The organism is Flavobacterium sp. 28YEA47A, assembly GCF_041262125.1.
Classification (GTDB): Bacteria; Bacteroidota; Bacteroidia; order Flavobacteriales; family Flavobacteriaceae; genus Flavobacterium.
In genome coordinates, this window is sequence record NZ_JBGCCI010000002.1 from 334,955 (window position 1) to 361,343 (window position 26,389).

23 protein-coding genes are annotated in these 26,389 nt (G+C 39.1%); 13 read left to right on the forward strand and 10 right to left on the reverse strand.

The genetic code is table 11. The features are described 5' to 3' along the window. Positions 1–34 precede the first annotated feature (34 nt). The 7 genes from mscL (at position 35) to ABH942_RS04065 (ending at position 7,883) form a co-directional block, all read left to right on the forward strand. A complete protein-coding gene (gene mscL / locus ABH942_RS04035; protein WP_140001595.1) occupies positions 35–421 on the forward strand; it encodes a large conductance mechanosensitive channel protein MscL in 387 nt (128 codons plus the stop codon). 178 nt (positions 422–599) lie between these two features. Further along, positions 600–1,589 carry an aspartate-semialdehyde dehydrogenase gene (locus tag ABH942_RS04040; protein ID WP_370029694.1) on the forward strand — a complete coding sequence of 330 codons (990 nt, stop codon included), beginning with the start codon at positions 600–602 and terminating at the stop codon, positions 1,587–1,589. Between the two features lie 102 nt (positions 1,590–1,691). Continuing rightward, positions 1,692–2,036, forward strand: a complete 345-nt coding sequence (locus ABH942_RS04045) for a hypothetical protein (RefSeq protein ID WP_370029695.1) — start codon at positions 1,692–1,694, stop codon at positions 2,034–2,036. 80 nt (positions 2,037–2,116) lie between these two features. After that, on the forward strand, positions 2,117–4,504 hold the full coding sequence (locus tag ABH942_RS04050; protein WP_370029696.1) for a TonB-dependent receptor: 2,388 nt from the start codon (positions 2,117–2,119) through the stop codon (positions 4,502–4,504). Between the two features lie 21 nt (positions 4,505–4,525). Then, positions 4,526–5,095: a type 1 periplasmic binding fold superfamily protein gene (locus tag ABH942_RS04055; RefSeq protein WP_370029697.1), complete on the forward strand. Its 570-nt coding sequence runs from the start codon at positions 4,526–4,528 to the stop codon at positions 5,093–5,095. Between the two features lie 235 nt (positions 5,096–5,330). Next, positions 5,331–5,711 carry a DoxX protein gene (locus tag ABH942_RS04060; protein WP_370029698.1) on the forward strand — a complete coding sequence of 127 codons (381 nt, stop codon included), beginning with the start codon at positions 5,331–5,333 and terminating at the stop codon, positions 5,709–5,711. 48 nt (positions 5,712–5,759) lie between these two features. Next, positions 5,760–7,883, forward strand: coding sequence for a prolyl oligopeptidase family protein (locus ABH942_RS04065; RefSeq protein WP_370029699.1), 2,124 nt, complete (start codon positions 5,760–5,762; stop codon positions 7,881–7,883). Positions 7,884–7,947: 64 nt separating this feature from the next. On the opposite strand, the gene ABH942_RS04070 is transcribed toward ABH942_RS04065, so the two are convergent. The 7 genes from ABH942_RS04070 to ABH942_RS04100 form a co-directional block, all read right to left on the reverse strand. Further along, on the reverse strand, positions 7,948–8,553 hold the full coding sequence (locus ABH942_RS04070; RefSeq protein ID WP_370029700.1) for a hypothetical protein: 606 nt from the start codon (positions 8,551–8,553) through the stop codon (positions 7,948–7,950). A 215-nt stretch (positions 8,554–8,768) separates the two neighbouring features. Continuing rightward, complete coding sequence (locus ABH942_RS04075; RefSeq protein WP_370029701.1) at positions 8,769–9,071, reverse strand: hypothetical protein; 303 nt, start codon at positions 9,069–9,071, stop codon at positions 8,769–8,771. 55 nt (positions 9,072–9,126) lie between these two features. Further along, positions 9,127–10,077, reverse strand: coding sequence for a lipid A deacylase LpxR family protein (locus tag ABH942_RS04080; protein ID WP_370029702.1), 951 nt, complete (start codon positions 10,075–10,077; stop codon positions 9,127–9,129). 3 nt (positions 10,078–10,080) lie between these two features. Beyond that, positions 10,081–10,758 carry a monofunctional biosynthetic peptidoglycan transglycosylase gene (gene mtgA, locus ABH942_RS04085; RefSeq protein ID WP_370029703.1) on the reverse strand — a complete coding sequence of 226 codons (678 nt, stop codon included), beginning with the start codon at positions 10,756–10,758 and terminating at the stop codon, positions 10,081–10,083. An 18-nt stretch (positions 10,759–10,776) separates the two neighbouring features. Next, complete coding sequence (locus tag ABH942_RS04090) at positions 10,777–11,907, reverse strand: NAD(P)/FAD-dependent oxidoreductase (protein WP_370029704.1); 1,131 nt, start codon at positions 11,905–11,907, stop codon at positions 10,777–10,779. Positions 11,908–11,951: 44 nt separating this feature from the next. Further along, positions 11,952–12,650, reverse strand: coding sequence for a DedA family protein (locus ABH942_RS04095; RefSeq protein WP_370029705.1), 699 nt, complete (start codon positions 12,648–12,650; stop codon positions 11,952–11,954). 2 nt (positions 12,651–12,652) lie between these two features. After that, positions 12,653–13,903 (reverse strand): dicarboxylate/amino acid:cation symporter, encoded by a 1,251-nt coding sequence (locus ABH942_RS04100; RefSeq protein ID WP_370029706.1) that lies wholly within the window; start codon positions 13,901–13,903, stop codon positions 12,653–12,655. 259 nt (positions 13,904–14,162) lie between these two features. On the opposite strand from ABH942_RS04100, the gene ABH942_RS04105 reads away from it, so the two are divergent. The 3 genes from ABH942_RS04105 to ABH942_RS04115 all read left to right on the forward strand — a co-directional run bounded on the left by ABH942_RS04105 (position 14,163) and on the right by ABH942_RS04115 (position 21,083). Further along, the gene (locus tag ABH942_RS04105) at positions 14,163–17,765 is read left to right on the forward strand and encodes a GEVED domain-containing protein (RefSeq protein WP_370029707.1); all 3,603 of its coding nucleotides are present in this window, start codon (positions 14,163–14,165) and stop codon (positions 17,763–17,765) included. Positions 17,766–17,877: 112 nt separating this feature from the next. Continuing rightward, positions 17,878–19,779, forward strand: coding sequence for an alpha/beta fold hydrolase (locus ABH942_RS04110; protein ID WP_370029708.1), 1,902 nt, complete (start codon positions 17,878–17,880; stop codon positions 19,777–19,779). 128 nt (positions 19,780–19,907) lie between these two features. After that, positions 19,908–21,083 carry a hypothetical protein gene (locus ABH942_RS04115; protein ID WP_370029709.1) on the forward strand — a complete coding sequence of 392 codons (1,176 nt, stop codon included), beginning with the start codon at positions 19,908–19,910 and terminating at the stop codon, positions 21,081–21,083. Positions 21,084–21,171: 88 nt separating this feature from the next. On the opposite strand, the gene ABH942_RS04120 is transcribed toward ABH942_RS04115, so the two are convergent. The 3 genes from ABH942_RS04120 to ABH942_RS04130 all read right to left on the reverse strand — a co-directional run bounded on the left by ABH942_RS04120 (position 21,172) and on the right by ABH942_RS04130 (position 23,502). Beyond that, a complete protein-coding gene (locus ABH942_RS04120; RefSeq protein WP_370029710.1) occupies positions 21,172–22,014 on the reverse strand; it encodes a T9SS type A sorting domain-containing protein in 843 nt (280 codons plus the stop codon). 176 nt (positions 22,015–22,190) lie between these two features. Then, a complete protein-coding gene (locus ABH942_RS04125) occupies positions 22,191–22,913 on the reverse strand; it encodes a tetratricopeptide repeat protein (protein WP_370029711.1) in 723 nt (240 codons plus the stop codon). Between the two features lie 7 nt (positions 22,914–22,920). Continuing rightward, a complete protein-coding gene (locus ABH942_RS04130) occupies positions 22,921–23,502 on the reverse strand; it encodes an RNA polymerase sigma factor (RefSeq protein WP_370029712.1) in 582 nt (193 codons plus the stop codon). 184 nt (positions 23,503–23,686) lie between these two features. Here ABH942_RS04130 and ABH942_RS04135 point away from each other — a divergent pair, with 184 nt between their 5' ends. The 3 genes from ABH942_RS04135 to ABH942_RS04145 all read left to right on the forward strand — a co-directional run bounded on the left by ABH942_RS04135 (position 23,687) and on the right by ABH942_RS04145 (position 26,358). Continuing rightward, on the forward strand, positions 23,687–24,652 hold the full coding sequence (locus ABH942_RS04135) for a hypothetical protein (RefSeq protein WP_370029713.1): 966 nt from the start codon (positions 23,687–23,689) through the stop codon (positions 24,650–24,652). A 71-nt stretch (positions 24,653–24,723) separates the two neighbouring features. Next, on the forward strand, positions 24,724–25,329 hold the full coding sequence (locus ABH942_RS04140) for a hypothetical protein (RefSeq protein ID WP_370029714.1): 606 nt from the start codon (positions 24,724–24,726) through the stop codon (positions 25,327–25,329). A 63-nt stretch (positions 25,330–25,392) separates the two neighbouring features. After that, positions 25,393–26,358 (forward strand): hypothetical protein, encoded by a 966-nt coding sequence (locus ABH942_RS04145; RefSeq protein WP_370029715.1) that lies wholly within the window; start codon positions 25,393–25,395, stop codon positions 26,356–26,358. Positions 26,359–26,389 lie beyond the last annotated feature (31 nt).

A 26,389-nucleotide genomic window follows, 5' to 3' on the forward strand; every position in this document is an offset into this window, starting at 1 on the left:
CCAATTTATTTAATAATCCTAAAATCAAATAATTATGGGAATGGTATCTGAATTTAAAGCCTTTGCGCTAAAAGGCAATGTTGTAGACTTAGCTATCGGTGTCATCATTGGTGCCGCTTTTGGAAAAATTGTCAGTTCTTTTATTGAAGATGTGATAACGCCGTTATTGCTAAAACCGGCTCTTGAAGCTGCGAACCTTTCCAAAATTGAGGATCTTGTTATTTTCGGGTCGGTAAAATACGGTATGTTCCTTTCTGCCGTAATCAACTTCCTTATTGTAGCTTTCGTTCTTTTCTTAGTTGTTAAAGGTATCAATGCTGCAAGAAAAAAAGAAGCCGAAGCACCTGCTGCACCGCCTGCTCCAACCAACGAAGAAAAACTGTTGATGGAAATCCGCGATGCATTAAAAAACAGATCATAATAAGCCAATACCGCTATACTATATATTCTAATTAAACCGCCTGAAAAACAGGCGGTATTTTTATAAAATATAATTTTATATAACAATTTGTTATATTTTTTAAATTCGTTTTTTCAATGACTTTATTAGCTACTTTTGCATTCATAAATCAGTTTTAACCACTTTTAAAAAATAGAATATGAGAGTTGCTGTTGTTGGCGCAACCGGAATGGTTGGCGAAGTAATGCTTCAAGTTTTGGCAGAAAGAAATTTCCCTGTAAGCGAATTAATTCCTGTAGCTTCGGAAAAATCGATAGGTAAAGAAATCGAATTCAAGGGAAAAAAGTATGCCGTTGTAGGATTGGAAACAGCCGTATCAATGAAGCCGGACATTGCCTTATTTTCTGCCGGTGGTGAAACTTCATTGGCCTGGGCTCCAAAATTTGCTGAAGCAGGAACAACCGTAATCGACAACTCTTCGGCCTGGAGAATGCATCCTGACAAAAAACTGATTGTTCCGGAAATCAACGCTTCGGAACTTACAAAAGACGACAAGATTATTGCCAATCCAAACTGCTCAACCATACAAATGGTGCTGACTTTGGCTCCTTTGCATAAAAAATACAACATCAAAAGAATTATCGTTTCGACTTACCAGTCAATTACTGGAACCGGTGTAAAAGCAGTACAGCAGCTTGAAAACGAATATGCGGGTACTAAAGGCGAAATGGCTTATAAATATCAAATCCATAGAAATGCTATCCCACAATGTGATGTTTTTGAGGAAAACGGATACACCAAAGAAGAAATGAAATTGGTTCGCGAAACTCAAAAAATATTAAGCGACAAGACTATTGCAGTAACCGCTACGGCTGTGAGAGTGCCTATCGTGGGTGGACATAGTGAAGCTGTGAATGTTGAGTTTTCTAATGATTTTGATGTAAATGATGTAAGACGAATTCTTCACGAAACTCCGGGAATTGTTGTTCAGGACAATACCGATACGTTTACATATCCGATGCCTCTTTATGCACAAGGAAAAGATGATGTTTTTGTGGGAAGAATCCGCCGCGACGAATCACAACCAAACACGCTAAATATGTGGATTGTTGCTGACAACCTTCGTAAAGGAGCTGCAACCAACACTATTCAAATTGCAGAATATCTGGTCGCTAACGGCTTGGTATAAATCACTTTTGAAATAAAAATTCAGGTACCGCCTGTTTTGACAAACTATAAAATTTGTTAAAACGGGCGGTATTTTTTTTCACTTTCATACATTTGTAGTGGAATGAAGAAGAAGTTTGCCATAATAAATCTCTCTTTGATGATTGCAGTATTGTTTTCAATACTGTTTCAATCTGTCCACTCCTATGAGCATTTCTTAAGCGGAAAAGCAGCAACAGTAAGCCAGTCAGACGACAATGGCCATACTAAAATCCAAACTTTAGACCACGATCATGAAAAGTGTTTTGTCTGCGAATTTACGCTTAGCAGCTTTATCGCGACAGAAACCTACACTTTTGATTTATTTGTCCCTTTTAAGGCAGTTGCCTATAACTTTGCTTCTGTAGAATCAGCTGAATTCTTTGCAGGAAGCCTATATTCACATCGCGGACCTCCATCTAACTGTTAATTAACGAAAAGAGCAATGCTCTTCTTTCGGGCGGCTTCATCCTGAAGCACGTCTTAATTATCATTTTAGATTTTTTCAAAATGCGCTATATCTTATTTTTTGTTTTCCTCCTGGTAGGAAACCAAACTCGTGTATATTCCCAACATGTATTGAGCGGAACTATAACCAACGAGAAAAAACAACCTTTGGCAGGGAGCCACATCCATGCCGGAACTTTTTTTGCAACCACTGCTGTTGACGGCCGTTACGTAATAAACGGTATTCCGCAGGGAAATATCCCTGTCACTATTGAATACCTGGGTTATAAGACTTTAGATACTATAATTACCATACAAAACGATAGAATACTGGATATTTCCCTCAAGCCGGACGTCTCGCAACTGTCTGAAGTAGTACTCAAAAAAACGGTTTCTGAAAAGAATGCCACAACACAGGAACTCAAAGCTAACGTGCTCGAGAACTACAGCAGCGAGAGCCTGGGCGACGCACTTAAGGAAATCAGCGGTATCTCGTCACTTAAAACCGGAAGCACTATTGTCAAGCCAATCATTAATGGATTGCACAGTAGCCGTGTACTGATTATCAACAACAATGTGCGTCTCGAAGACCAGCAATGGGGAACCGAGCACGCTCCGAATATGGATGTCAACACGGCCGGAAAGATTTCCGTAATCAAAGGCGCTTCGGGACTGCAATATGGCGGCGATGCCATTGGCGGAACAGTAATTGTAGAACCTGCCCATATACCGGTAAAGGACACTATTTTTGGAAAAACCATTATTAACGGTGCTACAAACGGACGAGGCGGCAGTGTTTCTTCCTCACTTTCCAAAGGTTATGAAAATGGCTGGAACTGGAACCTTCAGGGCACTTTCAAATATTTTGGAGACTTTGAGGCACCAGACTATGTACTTTCCAATACCGGAAACCGCGAGAAAAATTTTTCCGGAAATCTGGGCTATAAGGGAGAAAATCACGGTTATAGTTTTTTCTACAGTTATTTCAATGCCGATATCGGGATATTGAGATCATCACACATCAGCGGAATGTCTGACCTGATTCGGGCTATTAACAGCGGCCAGCCTCAGGTAATCAGAGATTTCACTTATGATATTAATGCTCCGAGACAAGAATTGCAACATCATTTGGGAAAAATAAATTACTATACCTTTTTCTCTGATGCGTCGAAACTGTCTTTACAGTATTCTTTTCAATTCAATAACCGGAAGGAATTTGACCTGAGAAGAGGTGATGATCGAAACAAAGCAGCTGTAGACCTCGACTTGATGACGCATTCATTTAATGCTGATTTTGAAACCAATTCTTCTGAAAAAGTAAAATACAAAGCTGGAATCAGTGCCGCATATCAAAACAATGCAGCGAATACAGGCAACACCCAGGTACGTGCCCTGATACCGAATTACAACAAATTCGATGCGGGTGCTTATGCCATTGCGAGTTATCAGTCAAATGAGAATCTGGCATTGGAAGCAGGAATCCGTTATGATTTCAGCCATATTGATGCCAAGAAATATTACTTAAAATCACGATGGACAGAACGAGGTTATGACCGTGATTTCAGCAATATTATCATTGGTGAAGATGGACAGCAGTGGTATACGAATCCTGTTTTTACCTACCATAATTTTTCAGGAAGCCTTGGCGCTAAATACCAACTCAACGACAAACTGACGTGGTTTTCCAATATCGGGATTGCCAGTAGAAATCCGAATCCGGCAGAATTGTTCAGCGATGGGCTGCATCATGCTACCGGACAGATTGAGCTTGGCGACCTGAGGCTGAAACGTGAAGTAGCGCTTAAAATATCTACAGCACTTCATTATGCTGGTGATGGCTTTGTCTTTGAAGTCAATCCTTATTACAATACGATTTCTGACTTCAAAATCCTGATTCCTACAACTATCATCTTGTCCAATCGCGGACCTTTTCCGGTCTGGGAATACCGACAGGTTGATGCAAAAATGTTTGGAATTGACCTCACAGCAGATTATGATTTTGCCAAAAACCTGAACTGGCATTCTACTGCTGCTTTTGTATATGGTGAAGATGCTACAAACAACAAGCCGCTGATTGATATGCCTCCGCTGAACCTTAATAACACTATCAGTTTTAAAAAGGAGAACTGGAATCATCTCGTGCTGGGAATCAAAAATGAAACTGTATTTACCCAGCAACGCTATCCCAACAATGACTTTTATGTGGATGTAACTGATTCTGGCGAACCTATCAGCACTCTGGTAAAAATCAGCAGACCGCCAAAGGGATATAGCCTATTGCATTTTAACTCCGAAATGAGTTTTGATGTTTTGAAAAAATCTAAAATGACCATCGGATTCAATATCCAAAACCTTTTGAACACGAATTACAGAGATTACCTCAACAAGACACGCTATTATGCAGATGAATTGGGTAGGAATTTCAGAATTCAAATGAAATTAAATTATTAAACTTTTAAAACCATTATTCTTATGAACGTATTTAAATTTTTATCAATGGGCTTGGCTGCCATAACTCTTTGCGCTTCTTGTAGCAATGACGACAGCAATCCTGTAAATGAGGAAGAAGTAATCACTACACTTACTGCCACGCTAACGGGAGGCGGACAGACGATTACACTGACTTCACGCGATCTTGACGGAGCAGAAGGACCAAATGCTCCGGTTGTAACGGTATCTGGTAATCTGGCACCAAACACCACTTATAACGGAACATTGAGTTTGCTTAACGAAGCAGCAACTCCAGTTGAAAGTATCACAGAAGAAATCCTGGAAGAAGGTCACGAGCACCAATTTTTCTTTACGGTTTCAAATGCCTTAGCAACTACTGCTTATGCTGTCCCAAATGATGTTAATGGCAAACCTATTGGTTTGAATTTTACTTTAACAACAAATGCTACAACAGGAAACGGCATATTTACAGTAACTCTTAGACACCAACCCAATAAAAATGCGGAAGGCGTGTCAGCCGGAAATATTACTAACGCTGGTGGAGAAACAGACATACAGGTAAGCTTCCCGATTACTGTCGCTGCGCAATAATTATTTCACTTACCCTTATTATAAAAACCGCCTGAAATGGCGGTTTTTTTATCTATGCTTTTCGATACCTCTGACAAAAGATTTTGATTTCAAAAATCTTTTACGTGTCTTGCCTTCAATTGCATTTTTGTTAATTAACTTTTTATTTTTTTTACAATCCTAATTTTGCTTAACATTTTTTTAGTAATTTAGGATTTTCAACAAAAAGTTAGTAACCAAAAAAATTGTAGATAATATGAATTCGAAATTTACCTCCCTGGTTCGAGTGCTTCTCGGACTCGTTCTTTTAGTTTTTGGATTGAACAAGTTTTACACGTTACCTTTTCTTCCAACGCCTCAACTTCCTGAACAGGCTGCCGACTTTATGGGTTCTCTGGCTGCAACTGGATATGTGTTACCTATCATCGGAATCCTTGAAATTTTCATAGCCCTGCTCCTTTTTACAAAAAACTGGATTGCATTCGCACTGATCTTATTGGTTCCTATTTCCCTGAACATTCTTCTTTTCCACCTTTTTCTGGATATTCCTAGTATTGGCGGGGCGGTATTGGTAGCAGTTCTCAATGGCATATTAATCTACAAACACTGGCCGCAATACAGACCACTTTTTAACTAATTACTAACTAAGGATTCCTTATTTTTGTAAGAATCAAAAAACATTTTAATGAAAAAAGTTCTAATAACCATGATTGCAGCATCAGCACTTCTATCTTGTAAAGAAGAAACTAAAGAAGAAGCCATAGTGCTGAAATACCCTGAAACAAAAAAGGTTGACACCACTGACACTTACTTCGGAACTGAAGTAAAAGATCCTTACCGCTGGCTGGAAGATGACAAATCTGCCGAAACTGCAGCTTGGGTAAAAGCCGAAAACGAAGTCACTTTTGGCTATCTGGAAAAAATTCCTTTCCGTAAAGACATGAAAGAGCGTCTTGAAAAGCTTTGGAATTATGAAAAAATTTCTGCTCCTGCACAAGAAGGAAATTACACTTATTATTATAAGAACAACGGATTACAAAATCAGTCCGTATTGTATCGAAAAGATATGAGTGGTAAGGAAGAACTATTCCTTGATCCAAATACTTTCTCTTCTGACGGAACTACATCTCTATCATCTGTTGAATTCTCAAAAGACGGTTCATTGGTGGCTTATTCGATTTCAGAAGCAGGTAGCGACTGGAACAAGATTATCATCATGGATGCTGTGAGCAAGAAAAAACTGGAAACAGAATTGGTAGATGTAAAATTCAGCGGTATTGCCTGGATTGGCAACGAAGGTTTTTACTATTCCAGCTATGACAAGCCAAAAGGAAGCCAACTTTCTGCTAAAACAGATCAGCACAAATTGTATTTCCACAAATTAGGAACGGCTCAAAAAGACGATAAAGTTATTTTTGGACTGAATGAAAAAAGAAGATATGTAGGAGCTAACGTAACAGAAGACGATAAATATCTGGTAATTTCTGCATCGAACTCTACTTCCGGAAACGAGCTATACTTCAAAGATCTTAGCGTTCCAAACAGCAAAATTATCAACATCGTTAATAATTTTGACAGCGATAGCTATATCATTGATAACGCAGGAACGAAACTTTATATCGTGACCAACCTGAATGCGCCAAACCAAAAAGTAGTTACGGTTGATGCTGCAGATCCAAAACCTGCTAACTGGAAAGATTTTATTGCTGAAACAGAAAACGTTCTTTCAGTTTCTACTGGTTCAGGATTTATTTTTGCCAACTACATGAAAGATGCTGTTTCACAGGTAAAACAATATGATTATGACGGAAAAATGGTTCGTGAAATCAAATTGCCAGGAATAGGTACTGCAGGTGGTTTTGGAGGCAAAAAAGAAGACAAGGAATTGTATTATTCATTCACAAACTATACTACTCCGGGAACTATCTATTCTTTTGAGCCAAAAGGTGGAGTATCTGCTGTATATGAAAAACCAAAAGTAGATTTCAACTCTGCCGATTACGAAAGTAAGCAGGTATTCTACAACTCAAAAGACGGTACAAAAGTGCCAATGATTATTACCTATAAGAAAGGTATAAAATTAGACGGTAAAAACCCTACTATACTTTACGCTTATGGTGGTTTTAACGTGAGCCTAACGCCAGCATTCAGCATTACAAATGCAGTTTGGATGGAACAAGGAGGCGTATATGCTGTACCAAACCTTCGTGGTGGTGGTGAATATGGCAAGAAATGGCATGATGACGGAACGCAGATGAAAAAACAAAACGTATTTGACGATTTCATCGCAGCAGCAGAATACCTGATTGCACAGAAATATACTTCATCTGACTATTTAGCAATTCGCGGTGGTTCTAACGGCGGACTTTTGGTAGGTGCTACTATGACACAAAGACCTGACCTGATGAAAGTAGCACTTCCGGCTGTAGGTGTTATGGATATGCTTCGTTACCACACATTTACCGCAGGTGCAGGATGGGCTTATGATTACGGAACAGCAAACGATTCTAAAGAAATGTTTGAATACCTGAAAAAATATTCTCCGGTACACAACGTAAAAGAAGGCACTAGCTATCCAGCTACTTTAGTTACAACTGGCGACCATGACGACAGGGTAGTTCCTGCACACAGCTTTAAGTTTGCAGCTGAATTGCAAGCCAAGCAAAAAGGCAACAATCCGGTACTGATCCGTATCGAGACCAATGCCGGACATGGTGCTGGAAAACCAGTTTCTAAGACTATTGAGGAAGCGGCAGACATCCTTTCGTTTACCTTATACAATATGGGAATCAGGGAATTGAAAAAATAACCCGATTTACTCAAATAAAAAGCATCCCTAACGGGATGCTTTTTTGTTTTTAATGAAGTCTTAGCTATTTCAGCTTAACTTTAACAACCTCGCCATCTTCTTTAATCTCTACAAATTCTTCGAGGCGTTCGTCATGATCCTCAGTGTAGTATTTCTTCTCATAATGATTGGCTTGCGTACCGTAACTCCCATAGCTGGTTCCCGTAAGTTGATCATACGAACCTGTAGAACTCCAGGTCATAAAACCTTGTAGAAAATATTTCCCCGGTTTCATATCCGGGAACGTAAATTTCCCTACGCTGTTCGTTACGGCTTCTAGCCTGTACTTATAGGCCGCGTCAGACATATAGACATATCTTCGCTTTTTTAGGCTTTCCTTGCTTTTTCGAAGTTTGTACCACGCTTCAAAATAAGGCGTTACCGGAAATAACACCACTTTGATATTACCGGCATAAATCCTAGGCTGCGAAAATCTTGGTCTGGTAAAGGCAACACCCGTAATTTTTCCTTTGCCTAATGCCAAGGCTTTTTTTGCCTGTATAGAATCAAAAGCCACTTCCGGATAAAGGGTTGTAATTTTTTCTTCTTCTTCTTTTTCTACATACTGCGCCCGTATGTTCTGGCTAAGGCATAACACAAAAACAGCGGAGCATAAAAACTTTAAATTCATAGCAATTTTATTTTGAGTTTTTAGATCTAAGATAAAATTACTAACCTTGTTGCAGAATAACACTAAAGAATTGGCTTTCCTACATTAAAATACCTGAAATCAGGTAGGTTTTATAGACTTTTTCAGTTTTATTATCAAGATTTTCATCGTTTTTTGAAAATAAAAAAACCGCCCAAAGAGGCAGTTTTTGAAAAATATATAATCGCTATAAAATCTTATTTAAGCGAAAGTTTCTGCAATAGCTCTTCGGATATATCGTCAATATACATTCCATAAGATGTTACCAGAATTCCTTTTACACCATCTTTTGACTCGATGCCATAAACCGTCGATTCTTCATCCGGATTTGAATCGCCTTCATAACGATATACTTCAACAATTTCAAAATCGTCAATATGATATTTGCTGGAATTGGCACTCAGAAAATTTCCCTCAACATTAAAATCGACCATAAATCCGGCATCACGCAATTGTTTTATAGCCTCTAGTACGGTAGCATATTTGTATTTAGCACTCATGAAAAAACGTTTTGGTTGTGTTCCTAAAATTAGGAAAAATATCAACATCTAAGACCTAATACAGCAAATATGTAGCGCCGATGGAACCATAAAAATAGTTCTCCATCCTGTCGTTTCGCAATTCTTTGCTTCTAAAAACGAAAAGATAATGAAGATTCCAATGATTTTTTCGGTATCGGAAACCGGCTTCTCCGTTAAAGCGCAACGGTATAAGATTATACGTTACCGGACTGTTGTCGTTAAAAAGTCGGCCCTGTATTGTAGCATCATAAACCTGCACATTAAGATTGGGATTAATGTAAAAATAAAACTCCGACTGTTCTTTATATTTTGCCTTGTCCGCATTTAATGACGCACCATATAACCCTGAATCATAGATTGGCAATAATGTCTTTTTGAGACTGATTCGAGCCAATGGACCTATAGTAATACCTGTAAAAACCGACCCTAAATTTGCTTCGCCTTGAATATGATAATCAATTTTACCGGTCTGCTTTGGTCCAAGTTTTTTAGAATAGAACAAACTTCCTTGTACGGCTACTCCGTTATGGATTTGATAATTCCATCCCTCCACATCTTTGTAACCAAAAGCTTTGTGGAATAATTTCTGGAAGCCTTCAGCCTGCGAATTTGGCCCGATGACACCAAGTTGTGTGCCGAACTTCAAAACCGATTCATTTTGGTAAAATTTTGCAATTCCGGCTTCTGCGAAAAGATAGCCTGCAAACGGACGATCGTGTTTTGAAATCAATTTTGCTTCAACAGTATGCGGATTATAAATGTATTGTCCAATCCTGAATTCGGTTGTCTTTTTATTGATTTTTGGGTCTTCGTTACGATTTAGGTATCTGTAGAAAATTTCGATACCATTCGTATAATATTGGTCATTGACTGTAGAGGTAAACAGGTCATTATCTATAATCAATCCTATTTCACCGTTTCTTTGCTGAGCCATAAGTGGCAAGACAAAAATTAGCATCAAAAACAAAGAAATTTTCCGACACATAAATCAATAGTCTAATTTGACGTAGTTCATATGCTTCATAATCCTGCCCTTTCTTCTTTCAATATATGATGACGAATTGGATGCTTTGAATTTTCTAGGATTAGGAAGTATTGCGGCTATTCCGGCTGCTTCTATTTTCGAAACTTGTGACGCATCTTTGCGATACCAATATTGTGATGCTGCCTGTACGCCATACACGCCATCACCCATTTCAATACTGTTGAGATATACTTCCATGATACGCTCTTTGCCCCAAAAAGCCTCAATCAGTACGGTAAAATAGGCTTCAAGTCCTTTTCTGAGGTAGCTTCTGCCTTGCCATAGAAATACATTCTTTGCTGTCTGCTGTGAAATCGTACTTCCTCCTTTGAGTTTTTTTCCTTTAGAATTGTTTTTATAGGCTTTCTGCAAGGCTTTAAAATCAAACCCATTATGGCTTAAAAAAGTCCCGTCTTCACTGGCTATAACTGCCTTTTGTAAGTTTACCGAAATATCTTCAAGCGGAACCCAGTCATGGCTACAGGTCATTTCTTTTCCGGCTTGCTTTTGTTCCAGAGCACGAATACCCATCAAAGGTGTAAATGGAACAGGAACAAATTTGAAAAGAATGACAAAAAAAACTGAGATTCCGAAGAACCAAAGCGCACACTTCCATAAAAAACTGAATATTTTTCTCAACATACGAATATAGAATCTTAACTATTTTTGCTCTGTCGCCAGATCTGCCAATTCCTGTCCAACAAGACTTCCAATTGCAACTCCCATACCTCCGAGCCTTACGCCGCAGTAGACGTGTTCGGAAAGTTTTTCAACAATAGGTTTTTTGCTTGAACCCATTCCCATAATGCCGCTCCATCGGTGTTCGATTTTGAAATCGCGACCCGGCAAAATTACTTCTTTTAAAATTTCTTCGAGTTTATTTTGTATTAAATCTGTCTGTCCGAATTCTGATGTCGTTTCTCCCTCAAAATCAAGGTTTCTTCCTCCGCCAAACAGGATACGGTCACCAAAATTCCTAAAATAATAGTAGCCTCTGTCAATATGGAAGGTTCCTTTTATATCCAGATTTGGAATTGGCTCAGTGATCAGCACCTGAGCTCTAGCCGGCTTTACAGCGCCCTGAGTTAGTTTTTCAGCAAATCCGTTGGTTGCAAACAAGAGTTTTTTAGTGCTGAAATCAAAATCATCTGTACTGACCCGAACTCCTTCTGAAGTTTCGTGGTAGTCTGTTACATTTTGCTTGTTAAGAATAAGAATGTTGGCAGCAATCGCCTGTCTTAACAAAGATTCCATCATGTTTCCGGTATCTATTTGTCCTTCAAACGGATTAAAAACAAGATATTCATGGATTCCGCCAAAGTCAAAACGGTCAATTTCTTTAGCAAAGACATCTGCTTTGAATAATGGCCTTAGCACTTCGTTGATAAAAGGTATTTTTTGGAGGCATTCGTTGTAATGGCTTTCGGAATTTTTAAGAAAAAGCTCATATCCACCATACAACTTATAGTCGATAGCCGTATCACCCAATCGTTTTCTGAGCAATTGCAATCCTTGCCAGCGTTTCCGGATGAGCTGGATAACTTCTTCTTCCGAATGGTTTCTAAGATCGTCTATGATTTCCGAAATACTTCCAAAGCAAGCAAATCCGGCATTTTTAGTACTGGCACCCTGCGGCAGAAATCCTCTTTCTAAAACGAGAATCTTGCTGTCAGGAAATTTTTCGCGTAGCCTTAACGCTGCATGCAGTCCTACTATACCACTACCTACAATGGCAAAATCTATATTTGAAAACCAGTTTTTGAGCTCCCAGTAGCTTACATTCGCTTTCATCTCTTTGATTTTTGGTTTGAAACAGACGTCTCCTGCCTAAAAGATTATGCTTCTTCCTGGCCGTCTTTTGCACCGGTTCTTTTCTTTAAATAATTGAGAACCAATGGAACAGTAGTAATTGCAACAATTCCCAAAACAATAAACTCGATGTGTGCTTTTAGGTCAATTTCAAATTTTGTCAGGAACAGGTCATAAAGATAATGTCCGGAAAAAATGAGAGTGAAGGCCCATAAAAACGAACTGACAATATTATAGAACATGAATTTCTTTTTTTCCATTGAAACAATGCCCGCCACAATAGGCGCAAAGGTTCTGATGATTGGAACAAAACGGGCGAAGATAATAGCTCTTCCTCCATGTTTCTCAAAAAATACTCTTGATTCTATAAGGTATTTTTTCTTAAACCAAAATGTATCTTTTTTGTTGTACAGGTAGTAACCGCTTTTAGCACCAAACCAATACCCAAAAGTATTTCCGAGTATTCCGGCTGTGGCTATCATTGATGATAGAACAACAAGATTTAGAAAATCACTATTGATAGTAAAAAGTGTTGATGTCAGTTCCGTACTGTAAATTCCCGATAAAAACAGCAAGCTGTCGCCTGGCAGGAAAAAACCGGCAAAAAGCCCGGTTTCAGCAAATACGATAAACAAGACAACATAAATTCCAATAGGAACACCGCTGACTTTTAGATTGATATAAAATTCAGGATTCAATAATTGCGTCCATTCAAAGCTTCCCATCGTTATGCTGTTTCTTGTGTTATTGTTTCAGGTTCTGATTCCCATTTATCTACAGCTGTTGTCGCCAAAGCGTTTCCTAGCACATTAGTCATACTCCTTGCCATATCACAGAAATGATCGATTGGCAAAATAAGCGCTATTCCTTCCGGCGGAATTCCAAACATGGCACAGGTTGCCACTACTACAATCAGCGAAGCACGAGGCACTCCCGCAACTCCTTTGCTGGTTAGCATCAATACTAAAAGCATCGTGAGTTGTTCTCCTAATGACATATCGACACCGTAAACCTGCGCGATAAAAATACTGGCAAAAGTCATATACATCATGCTGCCGTCCAAGTTAAAAGAATAACCCAACGGTAGCGTAAAGGAAACGATCTTGCTTTTGCAGCCAAAGCGTTCCAATTCTTCAACTAATTTTGGGAATACGGCTTCACTCGAAGTTGTAGAAAACGCAATAAGTAGCGGACTTTTTATTCTCTTTAGCAAAACCCAAAGTCGGTTGCCCAAAATCATATAACCTACTAAAAGCAATAATATCCATAGCACCAGGATTCCTAACGCAAAATCAACCAAATAGCGGGCATATAGGCTAAAAATTTCAAAACCATAATTCGCTACAGCCGCAGCAACCGCACCAAAAACACCCAGAGGAGCTGTCCACATAATGTAAGTCACCATTTTCAGAATTACATGCGAAACAATATCTAAAGACTTCATGATTGGGTTGCCAAGTTTGCCCATTGATGACAAAGCAATTCCAAAAAGTATGGCAAAAATTACAATCTGAAGGATTTCATTAGTGGCCATAGCTTCAATTACGCTTTTAGGCACTACGTGGGTAACAAATTGTTCTAAAGAAAATGATTTAGTGTTTTTAAGTAAGTCATCAGCCGATGATAAATCGTCCATTTTTATTGAAGTTCCTTCGCCTGGCTTCAACCAGTTCACCAGTACCAATCCTACAGATAAGGACACTAACGACGCTGTAATAAACCAAGCCATCGCTTTAGCTCCTACTCTACCAACCATTTTCATGTCGCCCATTTTGGCAATTCCAACAACCAATGTCGAAAATACTAACGGAGCAATAATCATTTGGACGAGGCGGATAAAAATCGTTCCGAAGAGTTTTATATTTTTCGCAAATTCTGCTTTTCCATCCGGATATTGGTAATGCACAAAAGCTCCTAAGGCTACCCCAAGAACCAAAGCAATGATGATTGCTATAAATAGTTTATTGTTGTTCTTCAAACCGTAATTATTTTAGTTCGTGAAAATAGTTATATTTTTTGATACCCTCATTTGAATAGCCTTAAATTCTTAATTTTTTACTTAAAAAAAGCTATTTCAACAAAAACACTACTACATTTTACAATTACAAATAATTCAACAATATCAACACTTACAAGTTATATTTATAATTTTTTAATATTTTAATTAAATATTTATCACAATATAAATAAAATTGCCATACATTTGATATAACTAAATTTAACCAACCTACTAATTTATGAAACACATTCTACTATCAGTGGCCTTACTGGCTTTCACTGGATTTTCGTTTGCGCAAAATGGAAAATCACCTTGGAAAAAAACCGACCTAAAAAGTGGCACCGAAATTTTTGAAAACCGGATACCTCTTCCTACGAAAAATTTATTCGAGCTAGACATTACTCCTTTAAAAAATGAATTGGCAAAGGCACCGCTTCGAAACAAATCAAAATCAGATGTTATCGTTTCCATTCCAAATGCCGATGGAATTTCTGAACAGTACCGAATCTTTACTGTCCAAAACATGGATCCTGAACTTGCAGCCCGATATCCGGAAATCAAATCTTATATCGGAATTGGAATCTCTGACCCAACCGCAACAATTTATTTCAGCGTTTCACCACTCGGATTTCAAGGAATGAAATTGGCAGCAGACAAGCCTGCTGAATTTATCGAGCCTTTTTCAAAAGACCTGAAAACCTATGCCGTGTACAAAAGAGCAGACAAAAGAATGGGCTTTACAAAATTTGAATGTCAGGTAATTGACCATGCAAAAAGCGAGATGGATTCTAATCTGGCGCAACGTCCCAATGCAGACGACAGCACACTGAGAACCTATCGGCTGGCCATGTCGGTTACCGGCGAATACACCACCTATCACGGAGGAACAAAAGCCTTGGCTTTAGCCGCTATCAACAATACCATGACGCGGGTTAACGGAGTATTCGAAAAAGATTTTGGCGTTCGGATGGTTCTTATCTCTAACACTGATGCTGTAATTTACACGAATGCCTCAACCGATCCGTATGGCAGCACGGATGCCAATTACAATTCGCAATTGCAATCCACACTAACCAGCGTAATCGGAAATGCCAATTACGATATCGGGCATTTGATGTCGGCTATTGGAAATAATGGAAATGCAGGATGCATCGGATGCGTATGTGCTTCCGGAAAAGGCAGCGGATTCACAACAAGCACTGTTCCTGTAGGCGATAATTTCGACATTGACTTTGTAGCTCACGAAATGGGTCACCAATTTGGAGCCAACCATACTTTTACATTTAGCAATGAAGGAAGCGGCGTGCAGAATGAGCCGGGAAGCGGTACAACAATTATGGGATATGCCGGAATTACCGGAGCTACCGATGTTCAGCCTCATAGCGATCCTTTTTTTCATGCCGTAAGCATTCAGCAGGTTACGAATTATGTAAAGACAACCACCTGCCAGACCAATACGGCAACAGGCAATGCCGTTCCAACTGCTAATGCAGGAGCCGATTATACGATTCCGAAAGGAACTCCTTTTCTACTGACAGGATCTGGCACTGATGCAAATGGAGATACCTTGACCTATTGTTGGGAACAGATGAATTCAGGAACTTCAAGCACCACCTATCCAAGCGCTACTGCTACTTCCGGACCAGCTTTTCGTTCGTTTGTACCTTCAACTTCCGGCACTCGTTATTTCCCAAGACTGGAAACCATAAAGACTGGGGCAACGACATGGAAATGGGAAGCGGTTCCAAATGTGGCAAGAACATTAAATTTCAGATTGACAGTCAGGGATAACAAAGCAGGTGGACCAGCAAACAATAGTGATGATACGGTAATTACTGTAAACGGAACCGCAGGGCCTTTTGTCGTTACAGCACCAAATACGGCAGTTTCCTGGGCAGCAGGTACTTCCCAAACCGTAACCTGGAATGTGGCAGGAACAACTACCAACGGAGTAAATGCGGCAAACGTAGACATCTTACTATCTACCGATGGCGGAGACACTTATCCGATTACCCTACTGGCCGGAACGCCAAATGACGGAAGCCAGGCCATTACGGTTCCTAACAATCCCGGTACACAAAACAGGATTATGGTTAAAGGAGCAAACCATATTTTCTTCGACATATCCAATACCAATTTCACAATCACAGCCGGCTCAGGCGATACCATTGCGCCAACTGCACCTACAAGTCTGGCAGCATCCGGAACGACACAGACAGCAACAAATTTATCATGGACAGCCTCTACGGACAATGTTGCCGTTACCGGATATGAAGTATACCAAAATGGCGTATTAAAAACCACAATAACCACCACTACCTATGCCGTAACAGGATTAACACCATCTACAGCCTATTCTTTTTACGTGAAAGCTAAAGATGCGGCAGGCAACCTATCGGCATCAAGCAATACGATAAACATCACAACTCTGGCTGGTACAGCATCTTATTGCGCTTCTAAAGGAAACAGCGTAGCAGATGAATATATAGGAAGAGTGCAACTGGGAACTATTAACAATGCCTCAACAGGAGGAACCGGATATACCGACTTCACTTCTATCTCAACTAATCTGAATAAAGGAACGGCCTATACGATTACTGTAACTCCAACATGGACAGGGACTGCTTATTCTGAAGGCGTCGCTGTTTGGATTGACTATAATGGAGATGGAGATTTTGACGATGCGGGCGAATTGGTTTGGAGCAGAGCGGCATCGACAGCAACACCGGCAAGCGGTTCATTTACAGTTCCGGCTACGGCAACAACCGGCGCAACCCGAATGAGAGTTTCTTTGAAATACAATGCCATACCTACTGCCTGCGAGGCTTTTTCTTATGGAGAAGTAGAAGACTATACCGTGAACATTCAAGCTGGAACTGCCGATACGACAGCTCCAACTGCACCGACAGGTTTAGCAGCTTCCGGAACAACACAAACATCGACAAACTTATCCTGGACAGCCTCTACAGATAATGTTGCCGTTACAGGGTATGAAGTATATCAAGACGGTGTTTTAAAAACTACTGTGACAACAACTTCTTATGCGGTTACCGGATTATCAGCAGCAACGGCTTATACCTTTTCTGTAAAAGCAAAAGATGCCGCAGGCAACTTGTCGGCTTCAAGCAACAATGCCAATGTAACTACCTTGTCAAATTCCGTTTCTTACTGCGCTTCGCAAGGAAATAGTGTAGCCGACGAAAAGATTGGACGTGTACAATTTGGAACTATTGACAACACCTCAACCGGAGGAACAGGATACACCAACTTTACTTCCATTTCAACCAATGCGACCAGAGGAACGTCGTATACCATAACCATAACACCTTCCTGGACAAGCACTGTTTACAATGAAGGATATGCTGTTTGGATCGACTTTAACCAGAATGGTGATTTCACCGATGCTGGAGAACAGGTATGGACAAAAGCAGCTTCAACCACAACTCCGGTGAGCGGCAGCTTCACGATTCCTGCCGGAGCGACTTTAGGAGCCACCCGAATGAGAGTTTCTATGAAATATGATGGAATTCCTACTACCTGTGAAGCCTTTTCGTATGGACAAGTTGAGGATTATACTGTAAATATCGTAGCTACAGGAAGAGAGGTAATTGCCGTGCATAATGAAATCAAGCTATATCCAAACCCTGCTTCTTCGGTTATCAACCTGACATCGGTTTCAGAAAAAGCAAGTTTCAGGATAATAAACATGCTTGGACAGGAAGTCTTGAAAGGAAAAATCCTGGATGGAACTATCGCCGTTGCTTCATTGAATGACGGAAACTATATTATTGAAATTAATGACAACGAAAATATATCCATAAAACGTTTCATCAAAAAATAATTCATTCCCATTTTTGCAGAAGGCTGTCCGTAAAGGCAGCCTTTTTTTATTCCCCTGCAACCATATTTGAATAAATGATTACCTTTAAGCCTTTATTTAACAGCATTTGAAAATGAAAAAAATTCTTTTTTTAACCATTAGCATGATTGGATTAACGGCTACCGCACAAAATGTAATGACTCCTGAACTGCTTTGGCAGCTAGGACGTGTCAGCCCTCTCGGCATCTCAAAAGACGGGAAAAACATAATCTACAAAGTTTCTATTCCTTCAGTAGAAGAAAACAAGTCAAATTCTAAATTTTACAGTATTCCTATTTCGGGCGGAAATCCGACTGAAGTTGCAGATTATACTACCCTGGTTCAAGACAAAAACATTTCTCCTGACGGAAAACTTTTACTGGCAAGCAAAGAAGTAAAAGTTGAAAAAGTCTTGGGCAAGGACTACTATCCAAACTTGGACAAATCTGACGCACAGGTATATGACGGACTGAATTACCGTCACTGGGATACCTGGAATGACGGAACACACAATCACGTGGTTTTTTCGGATGTAAACAATAAAGAGAGTTTTACCGATATCATGAAAAACGAACCGTACGACTCGCCTCAAAAGCCTTTTGGCGGAGACGAGGACTACATCTGGTCGCGTGACGGAAAAAGCATTATTTATGTTTCTAAAAAATTAGAAGGTACCGCTTATGCACTTTCTACAAATACGGATCTTTACCAATATGATCTGGCAACAAAAACAACAAAAAACCTTACGGAGAAAAATCCGGGTTATGACACCGCTCCGCAGTTTTCTCCAAATGGCGACCTGACCTGGTTACAAATGAAACGTGACGGATATGAGGCCGACAAAAATGACATTATTGTCCGTTTCAAAGGAATGGACATTAACCTGACATCGGGTTGGGACGGAACTGTTGAAAGCTTTACGTGGAGTGCTGACGGCAAAAAAGTATATTTCTTAGCACCAATTAACGGAACAAAACAATTATTTGAAGTCAATTTCCCAGGATTAACAAGAATTGCTATTACAGTAAGACAGCTTACAGACGGTGATTTTGACGTAACTGACATTGTCGGTTTTTCAGGCGATAAGGCTATTGTAGCAAGAACTGATTTTAACCATGCGGCTGAAATCTATTCCTACGACCTAAAGAAAAAAACATGGGCGCAGATCACAAAAGTAAATGATGCAGCTTATTCAAAAATCGCCCTAAGCAAATCCGAAAGACGTTATGTAACTACAACAGACGGGAAGAAAATGTTAGTTTGGGTGGTTCTTCCTCCAAATTTTGACAAAAACAAAAAATACCCAACGCTTTTATATTGTCAGGGCGGGCCTCAGTCTGCTTTGACACAATTCTATTCTTTCCGATGGAATTTTCAGGTTATGGCGGCGCAAGGCTATATTGTTGTAGCACCAAACCGTAGAGGAATGCAAGGACATGGAGTAGAATGGAATGAGCAGATCAGTAAAGATTGGGGCGGCCAGGTAATGGACGACTACCTTTCTGCCATTGACGATGTTGCAAAAGAAAGCTATGTTGATAAAAAAAGATTGGGTGCTATTGGCGCAAGCTATGGTGGTTATTCTGTGTTTTACTTAGCAGGAATCCACCAAAAAAGATTCAAGACATTTATAGCACACTGTGGTGTTTTCAACCTGCAAAGCATGTATGGAACAACAGAGGAAGTATTCTTCACGAATTGGGATTCTGGCGGACCATACTGGGAAGCTGGTAATGCTGCTGCACAGAAAACCTATACTCAATTCAACCCGATCAATAATGTGAGCAAATGGGACACTCCTATTTTAATCTTCCAGGGAGGAAAAGATTACCGAGTTCCAATAGGACAAGGACAAGAAGCTTTCCAGGCAGCACAGTTGCAAGGCATCAAGAGCAGATTTGTTCTTTTCCCGGATGAAAACCACTGGGTGCTCAAGCCACAAAACGCACAAGTCTGGCAGAAAGAATTCTTCAGATGGCTGAAAGAAACATTATAGAAATACAAAATCCCTCAAGAGTTTCTTGAGGGATTTTTTTAAAGATAATTTCACCAATAAATAACTTGCAGCCATTTTCTGAATACTTTTTTTAAAATTTTGCAGTTATAATAAGAAAATCCCCCTTTATGAGTATAAAAAATTACTTTTTTAGCTTTCTGCTGATTTATTTCTGCTTTCACATTTTTGGATTTATCTTATCCTTTGCTTTAGAACCGGTTGTATATTGGTCTGCCGACACTATTTTCAATATCAAATACACTTTTGAAAAAAGTGGATATGGAAGTGGCGACAGCACCTACGCCTATCTTGAAATGTTTTGGCGTTTCTGTTTCAGTTTGGTACTTGCTATTCCATTAGCCATCCTGACTAAAAAATACAAGCTGGCCAATACTCCGGGCCTGACCTATTCTTTTCTACTATTGTTACGTTTGTACCTGGCCTTTTTTATGCTTATCTACGGTATCGGGAAAATACTTCCAATGCAATTTCCTCCACTTTCGCTATCAAGACTGGCGCAACCTTATGGAGAATCTTCTCCTATGGGATTAGCCTGGACATTTCTGCAATATTCTCCAGCCTATGCTGCTTTTTCAGGATTTGCAGAAGCCATTGGTGCCCTATTGCTTTTGAATAGAAAGACAGTAACACTTGGATCGATTATCCTTACCGGAGTAATTTCAAACATTGTCATGATGAATTTCTGCTATGATATTCCTGTAAAAATAAGCTCCTTCCACATGCTGCTTGCCAGCCTGATTTTGCTCTATAGCGACAGAAAGCGTCTGTACAATTTTTTCATAGCAAACAAAACAGCCGAACCGAAAAAAGATATTTATTCATTTAAGAATAAAAAAGACGAAAAAGTACTCAATGCAGTGAAAATCTCACTAAAAGGCATAGTCGGTTTAGGAATTATAGCTTTTTTTGGAGTTATTTATTTAAGCAACTCTTCATCAGAAATACCAAAGCTTTATGGGATTTACGAAACAAAAGTTCCAAATCAATCAAAATTCAGCAAATTCATATTTGAAAAAGGAGATAGGGCAAGCATAATTTATGCTGATAAAGAAGAAATCTTTTTTAATGTTGAATTGGATACCTTAAAAAAAACAATCAGCCTGAAGTCGACTGACACAAAGAAACCGGCCAATGAAAAATTCACATTCACACAAAATCCAAACGGCCTGATTCTTCAAACTGAAAATGGAGAAACACTCCATCTCAATAAAAAATCCAGAGAAGATTTCTTATTGATTAACCGAGGATTTCATTGGATTAACGAAACGCCTTTTAACCGATAATCATCTGCCAAAAAACGCTTCTTTTAAAAACAGAAAAATCCCCTGAGAAAAATTCTCAGGGGATTTTTTTTTGCGTTATGCATAATCTTTACTTCTTGACAATCTTGAAAATTTCTTTGCCTTTTTCCGTATTGGCATGAATCACATAATTGCCACTGGTCAGGCTGGAAATATCCAACTGTCCCTGATTTGAATTAATTGTTGATTCCAATACTTTTTGGCCTAGTAAATTGAATACTGTTACATCAGAAATGGTTTCGCTGCTTGACAGGTTCAATAATTTCTCTGTTGGGTTTGGATAGTATTTCACTAATGATTTCGAGAATTCATGAGTTCCAAGGGCATTGCCTTTTACTTCCAATGCATCCACCGTAGTAGAATATCCATAATCAGTTTCTACTTCCACTGCGATCTGGTAGGTTGCAGAAGGTGATGGAAGCACAATATTTTCTGAAAAAGTCCAACTTCTGACATCAGAATGGAACTCTGCAATTTGTACCCATGCCGAAGATGCAGACGTACGATAAAAAATCCTTAGCCAGTTCTGATCCGGATTCCAATATGGGTTTCTGAAATAAAAACTAACCGTTGGATTACTCACAGCCGACAAATCCAATACCGGGCTTACCAGTTTTGTTTTGTCAAAAAGGTGAGAAGTTCCCGGATAATTGGCAAATTTAACGCCTTCATAGGCAGTTACACCTGCTCCTCCGGTAGATGGCGAAGTAGCAAATGTCCATGACATATTGTTGACTTCATAAATCTGAGTCCAACTGCTTCGCGTAGGCGAATTGTCCTCAAAAGTTTCCATCCATGGAAACGTTGAAACCTGAGCATTGGCTCCTATAGCCAATGTTAATAATACCACAGTCAAAAAGAACTGTCTCTTGTGTGGGGCAAAAAACAAATTTTGATGGTAATTTTGTTTCATAATAATTAAGTTTTGATTGTTAACAACATTTCAAATGTATCAAAATTTTATCAAAACATCATATCAAATATTTGTATTTTAAGTTGATTTGATAAATTATATTCAAAAATATCATCATAAAACCATTTAAAAACTAGAAGAAAAAGAAAAACCCGACCATTATAGCCGGGTTTTTCTTACTTTAAATGTTTTATCAATTCTTGCGCCTTATCATAATCTTCTGCATCATGAGGAATTTGCCGCAGCCACACCTTACTTCCCTCAAAATCATGCTGTTTCAACTTTGACAATGCCAGATACCAGGTTGCTTTATCCTTATAAATGGATGTTCCCTGCCTGATGCCGTTCAAAAATGTTTCTGCCTTTTTATATTGGTTTATTTCTATCAGCGCAATTGCATAAAAATATTGATACTCAGGATTATCAAGATTTCCTGTTTTTTCAAAAGAAGCGGCAGCTTTTGCATACTCTTTCTTGTTAAAGAAATCTTGGGCGTTTTTTAGATTTTCATTACTTATGCCTCTTTCAACAAAAGAAGCACTCTCATGTTGGCTGTAATCGCTATACTCCGGCATGGAATTGTTGCTAAAAATCCAGGTTCCGAGAAGCACCAGAACTGATGCTGCCACGGCATAATGCCACGGTCTTATCGAGAAGACTTTAGTCTTCTTTATACCTTCTGCGAAATATCCGTTGGAGATGGATTCTAAATTTTTCTTGAATTCTGTCGTTTCCGGGGAAAATTTCTGTTTTACAAAAGCTGTTGTTTCTTTATACAGTTCAAAACTTTCCTTAAGCTGGGGATTATCACGGAGCTCTGATTCAAAATCCAAACGCTCTTCCTCCAGCATTTCATTATTCAGGTAGCTTTCAAAGCGTATGTATGCCTCTTCATTCATAATGTCATTATTTTTTTAGCGATTTATACCTATTCGATTGCTGAATCATTTCCGTAAGCTGTCCTGTGCATAGTGATTTTTTCTTTCTTACATAACCGTAGGTCACATTAAGCTGACGGGCGACTTCTTCCATCGTTTTCAAGACAAAGCTGAGCTTGAGAACTTCCTGGCATTTTTCACCTAGTTTTTGAAACATCTCATCAAACAGCGATTGCTTTTCATCAAAAGCTTCGGATTGCAGAACCAGTTCATAGGCCAATTCATCTATAGATACCCTATCCTCATCGATTGTTACCTGTTTATTCGAAGGTTTTTTTAATTCATTGAGCCATTTCCTTTTACATAACAGAAAAAAATAAGCTTCAAACGGACAACTAAGTTGCAGTCCTTTTGTTTTTGCCTGATGGTAAATGATTGTCAGCACTTCCTGAACAACATCGGCTGCCGCATCATCATCTCCGCTATTGGTACGGATATAGTTTTTGACTTTGGGGACAAATTTTTTATAAATGGATGTGATAACTGCTGAATCATTTTGCAGCAATCCTTCTATATAAAATTGGTCAGAATGAATATTCTTTTCGGCCATAACTACCTTGTTTACTGCTAATGTAGAAAAAAATAGAGATACAAGGGTAACAAATTTACTATAACCAATATATAGGTATATAAAGTGCTTCAAATACGGTTGCAATTCCCAACTAGGTAACAATTCAGGAAACCGGTTGATATAACAATAGAAACAAAGACAATAATTAAAAAATTCAGAAATCATGAAATCATTTTTAAAAAAAATAGGACTCTTGTCTATCGCTTCTTTTTCGCTATTAAGTTGCGACATGAATGACAACAACGACCAGTTTGTAAATCCATTTCCAACAAATGGAGAGCTCAACGCCCTGTTCTCAGATGCTATTAATTCAAGAAAGCAAGTTTTTACAATCGATCCAACGACTGTTAATTATATTACTACGACACAAGGAATTGAACTCACTTTTACCAGCGGTGCCTTCCTGCTTAATTCAGCTCCGGTCACAGGACCTGTTACTGTTGAAGTCATAGAGATTTATAACCGTGGCGACATGCTGGTAACTGACAAGCCAACTGTAGCCAAACTTCCGGGCAACAATTTCGAGATATTGACTTCGGGCGGAGAGCTTTATGTCAATGCGAAACAAAATGGTCAGCAATTGACAACGTCCGGCTATGTACTGCAAATTCCAGCAGCATTGACCGGAGGAATCGATACCGATATGAGTGTCTTTACAGGTGAATTTTTACCTGATGGTAATTTTTTCTGGATACCAATAAATCAGTGGGATTTGGCATTTGGAAATGGCGCTGCACCTGCCTACACTACTTTTTCTTCCAATTTTGGATGGACAAACATTGACAAGTTTTACTCTAATCCCAATCCAAAAACCAACATTAATGTCATTCCTCCTGTAGGATATACGAATGCCAACAGCAAAGTTTTCCTTTCCATTGACGGCGACATGAACTCATTGGTTAATCTGATTGGAGATTCTCTAACACAGACATTCACTTTCAACAGTTATCCGGCTTTCCCAATCGGGCTTGAATGTCATATCATATTTATTTCTGAAGAAGATGGAATCTGGAAATACGGAATAAAGCCAACTACAATACAGGCAAACGGTAGTTATACTTTTTCCGCCAGCGAACTTAGTACATCCACTGAAGCAAATCTGGTGCAGATTATCAATAACCTTCCATAAAATTCGCTAGTAGGGTAACAATTTCAAGACACAATTGATATAACTATAGTTAACATAAAAAATTAGAAATCATGAAAACAAGTATTACAAAAATCGGATTATTATTTATAGGCTTATTTGCAACAATAAGCTGTAACAACGACGACAATCAAAATCAGCCTGCACCTAGTGGTTGCAATACGGCTAATTCTGAATTCAGCCAGCTTTATGCAACAACCCTGGCAAGCAATCCTTCTTTTACCGATGTTACAACAATGGATTTGCAGACGCATGAATATACTTTTACGTTGAATACAAACAAAACCGTATGCTCTATCGGCTATCAAGGAAATGCAAACCTTTATGCCGCTAATATTCCTTATTTGATTGAAATCGTAGACAACAGCACCAATACCGTTGTTTATAGCGGAAACCATGTTTTTGACTCTGCCCAGACAGATTATGTATCCATCACACCTACAGCTTTAACAGCAGGAACATCTTATACGTTGAAAAGAACCGTCACAAATTATTTAGGAAATATTGGAAATACCGTTGGAAGGCTTTTGAGATTTAACGGACCGAGCCCATATCCTGTATCAAATGCTCTGATGGCGATTACTGCTTCCGACTTTTATGGAACAGGAGGACCAGTACCGGATTTCGGAATTCCTTACATCGATATTGTCTTTCAATAAACAGGGTTAACATTTTACAATCACAATTAATATAGATATAGTTAATCATAAAAAACAGAAATCATGAAAACAAGTTTTAAAAAAATCGGACAATTATTGCTATTGGTAGTTCTTGTAGCCAGTTGTAGCAAAAATGATGATGGCGATTCACCAGATTATGTTCCATCAGCTTCAGCTTTCGCAGCTTTAAGACAAGATGCTTTACATGTACAGACATTTACTTTTAATGCAGAAAATGGCGCAACGACTTTCACCAGTGCAAAAGGTGTACAGTTTACAATAAACGGAAGTTGCTTGACGCAAAACGGAAATCCTATAACCGGAGAAGTGGTAATCAAATATGCAGAAGTATTTGACCCTGGCACTATGCTTACCACAGACAAGACAACTATGGGGAGAATGCCAAACGGCGATATGGCATTGCTAATTTCGGGAGGAGAATTTTTTATTAACGCCACAAAAAACGGACAGCAACTTGAACTTACCTGTCCTATGCCGATAATAATCCCTACCAACCTGACTGGTGGCCCTGACAATGGAATGACCTTATGGAAAGGCACATTTGACGAAGACGGTAATCTTGAATGGGACGAACAACAGCGTGCTAACGGTCAAAATGGTGTTTTTGTGGAAGGCCCAAACTACTACGCTTACTTTAGCAGCTTTGGTTGGACAAACGTAGACCGTTTCTACAACGATCCAAGACCAAAAACAACAATATTGGCTGAAGCCCCTGAAGGATATGATTTTGAAAATAGCGCTATCTACCTTCATTATGACGGCGAAGGAAGTTCTTTGGCTAAACTTGACACTTATAATCCGGTTACAAATCAGTTTTCAGAACATTACGGACAAATCCCTATCGGATTGCAATGCCACATCATCTTTGTCACAGAAGATAATGGACAGTGGCGTTATGCGATCAAACCCGTAACGATTGCCGCCAATGATGTACATGTCTTTACGCTTGCGCAAACAACATTGGCAACAGAAGCGCAGCTAATCGCTGCCATAAATGCGCTACCGTAAAACAGAATTAATATAATTTTAACAAAAGTGA

What these genes read in the sequence shown, in the direction of transcription:
- ABH942_RS04090 (WP_370029704.1), bottom strand. Translation starts at nt 11,907, where the DNA reads ATGAAAGCGAATGTAAGCTACTGGGAGCTCAAAAACTGGTTTTCAAAT.
- ABH942_RS04130 (WP_370029712.1), bottom strand. Translation starts at nt 23,502, where the DNA reads ATGGCCGAAAAGAATATTCATTCTGACCAATTTTATATAGAAGGATTG.
- ABH942_RS04125 (WP_370029711.1), bottom strand. Translation starts at nt 22,913, where the DNA reads ATGAATGAAGAGGCATACATACGCTTTGAAAGCTACCTGAATAATGAA.
- ABH942_RS04060 (WP_370029698.1), top strand. Translation starts at nt 5,331, where the DNA reads ATGAATTCGAAATTTACCTCCCTGGTTCGAGTGCTTCTCGGACTCGTT.
- ABH942_RS04115 (WP_370029709.1), top strand. Translation starts at nt 19,908, where the DNA reads ATGAGTATAAAAAATTACTTTTTTAGCTTTCTGCTGATTTATTTCTGC.
- ABH942_RS04110 (WP_370029708.1), top strand. Translation starts at nt 17,878, where the DNA reads ATGAAAAAAATTCTTTTTTTAACCATTAGCATGATTGGATTAACGGCT.
- ABH942_RS04135 (WP_370029713.1), top strand. Translation starts at nt 23,687, where the DNA reads ATGAAATCATTTTTAAAAAAAATAGGACTCTTGTCTATCGCTTCTTTT.
- ABH942_RS04120 (WP_370029710.1), bottom strand. Translation starts at nt 22,014, where the DNA reads ATGAAACAAAATTACCATCAAAATTTGTTTTTTGCCCCACACAAGAGA.
- ABH942_RS04145 (WP_370029715.1), top strand. Translation starts at nt 25,393, where the DNA reads ATGAAAACAAGTTTTAAAAAAATCGGACAATTATTGCTATTGGTAGTT.
- ABH942_RS04105 (WP_370029707.1), top strand. Translation starts at nt 14,163, where the DNA reads ATGAAACACATTCTACTATCAGTGGCCTTACTGGCTTTCACTGGATTT.
- ABH942_RS04070 (WP_370029700.1), bottom strand. Translation starts at nt 8,553, where the DNA reads ATGAATTTAAAGTTTTTATGCTCCGCTGTTTTTGTGTTATGCCTTAGC.
- ABH942_RS04075 (WP_370029701.1), bottom strand. Translation starts at nt 9,071, where the DNA reads ATGAGTGCTAAATACAAATATGCTACCGTACTAGAGGCTATAAAACAA.
- ABH942_RS04055 (WP_370029697.1), top strand. Translation starts at nt 4,526, where the DNA reads ATGAACGTATTTAAATTTTTATCAATGGGCTTGGCTGCCATAACTCTT.
- ABH942_RS04140 (WP_370029714.1), top strand. Translation starts at nt 24,724, where the DNA reads ATGAAAACAAGTATTACAAAAATCGGATTATTATTTATAGGCTTATTT.
- mtgA (WP_370029703.1), bottom strand. Translation starts at nt 10,758, where the DNA reads ATGTTGAGAAAAATATTCAGTTTTTTATGGAAGTGTGCGCTTTGGTTC.
- ABH942_RS04040 (WP_370029694.1), top strand. Translation starts at nt 600, where the DNA reads ATGAGAGTTGCTGTTGTTGGCGCAACCGGAATGGTTGGCGAAGTAATG.
- ABH942_RS04095 (WP_370029705.1), bottom strand. Translation starts at nt 12,650, where the DNA reads ATGGGAAGCTTTGAATGGACGCAATTATTGAATCCTGAATTTTATATC.
- ABH942_RS04050 (WP_370029696.1), top strand. Translation starts at nt 2,117, where the DNA reads ATGCGCTATATCTTATTTTTTGTTTTCCTCCTGGTAGGAAACCAAACT.
- mscL (WP_140001595.1), top strand. Translation starts at nt 35, where the DNA reads ATGGGAATGGTATCTGAATTTAAAGCCTTTGCGCTAAAAGGCAATGTT.
- ABH942_RS04080 (WP_370029702.1), bottom strand. Translation starts at nt 10,077, where the DNA reads ATGTGTCGGAAAATTTCTTTGTTTTTGATGCTAATTTTTGTCTTGCCA.
- ABH942_RS04065 (WP_370029699.1), top strand. Translation starts at nt 5,760, where the DNA reads ATGAAAAAAGTTCTAATAACCATGATTGCAGCATCAGCACTTCTATCT.
- ABH942_RS04045 (WP_370029695.1), top strand. Translation starts at nt 1,692, where the DNA reads ATGAAGAAGAAGTTTGCCATAATAAATCTCTCTTTGATGATTGCAGTA.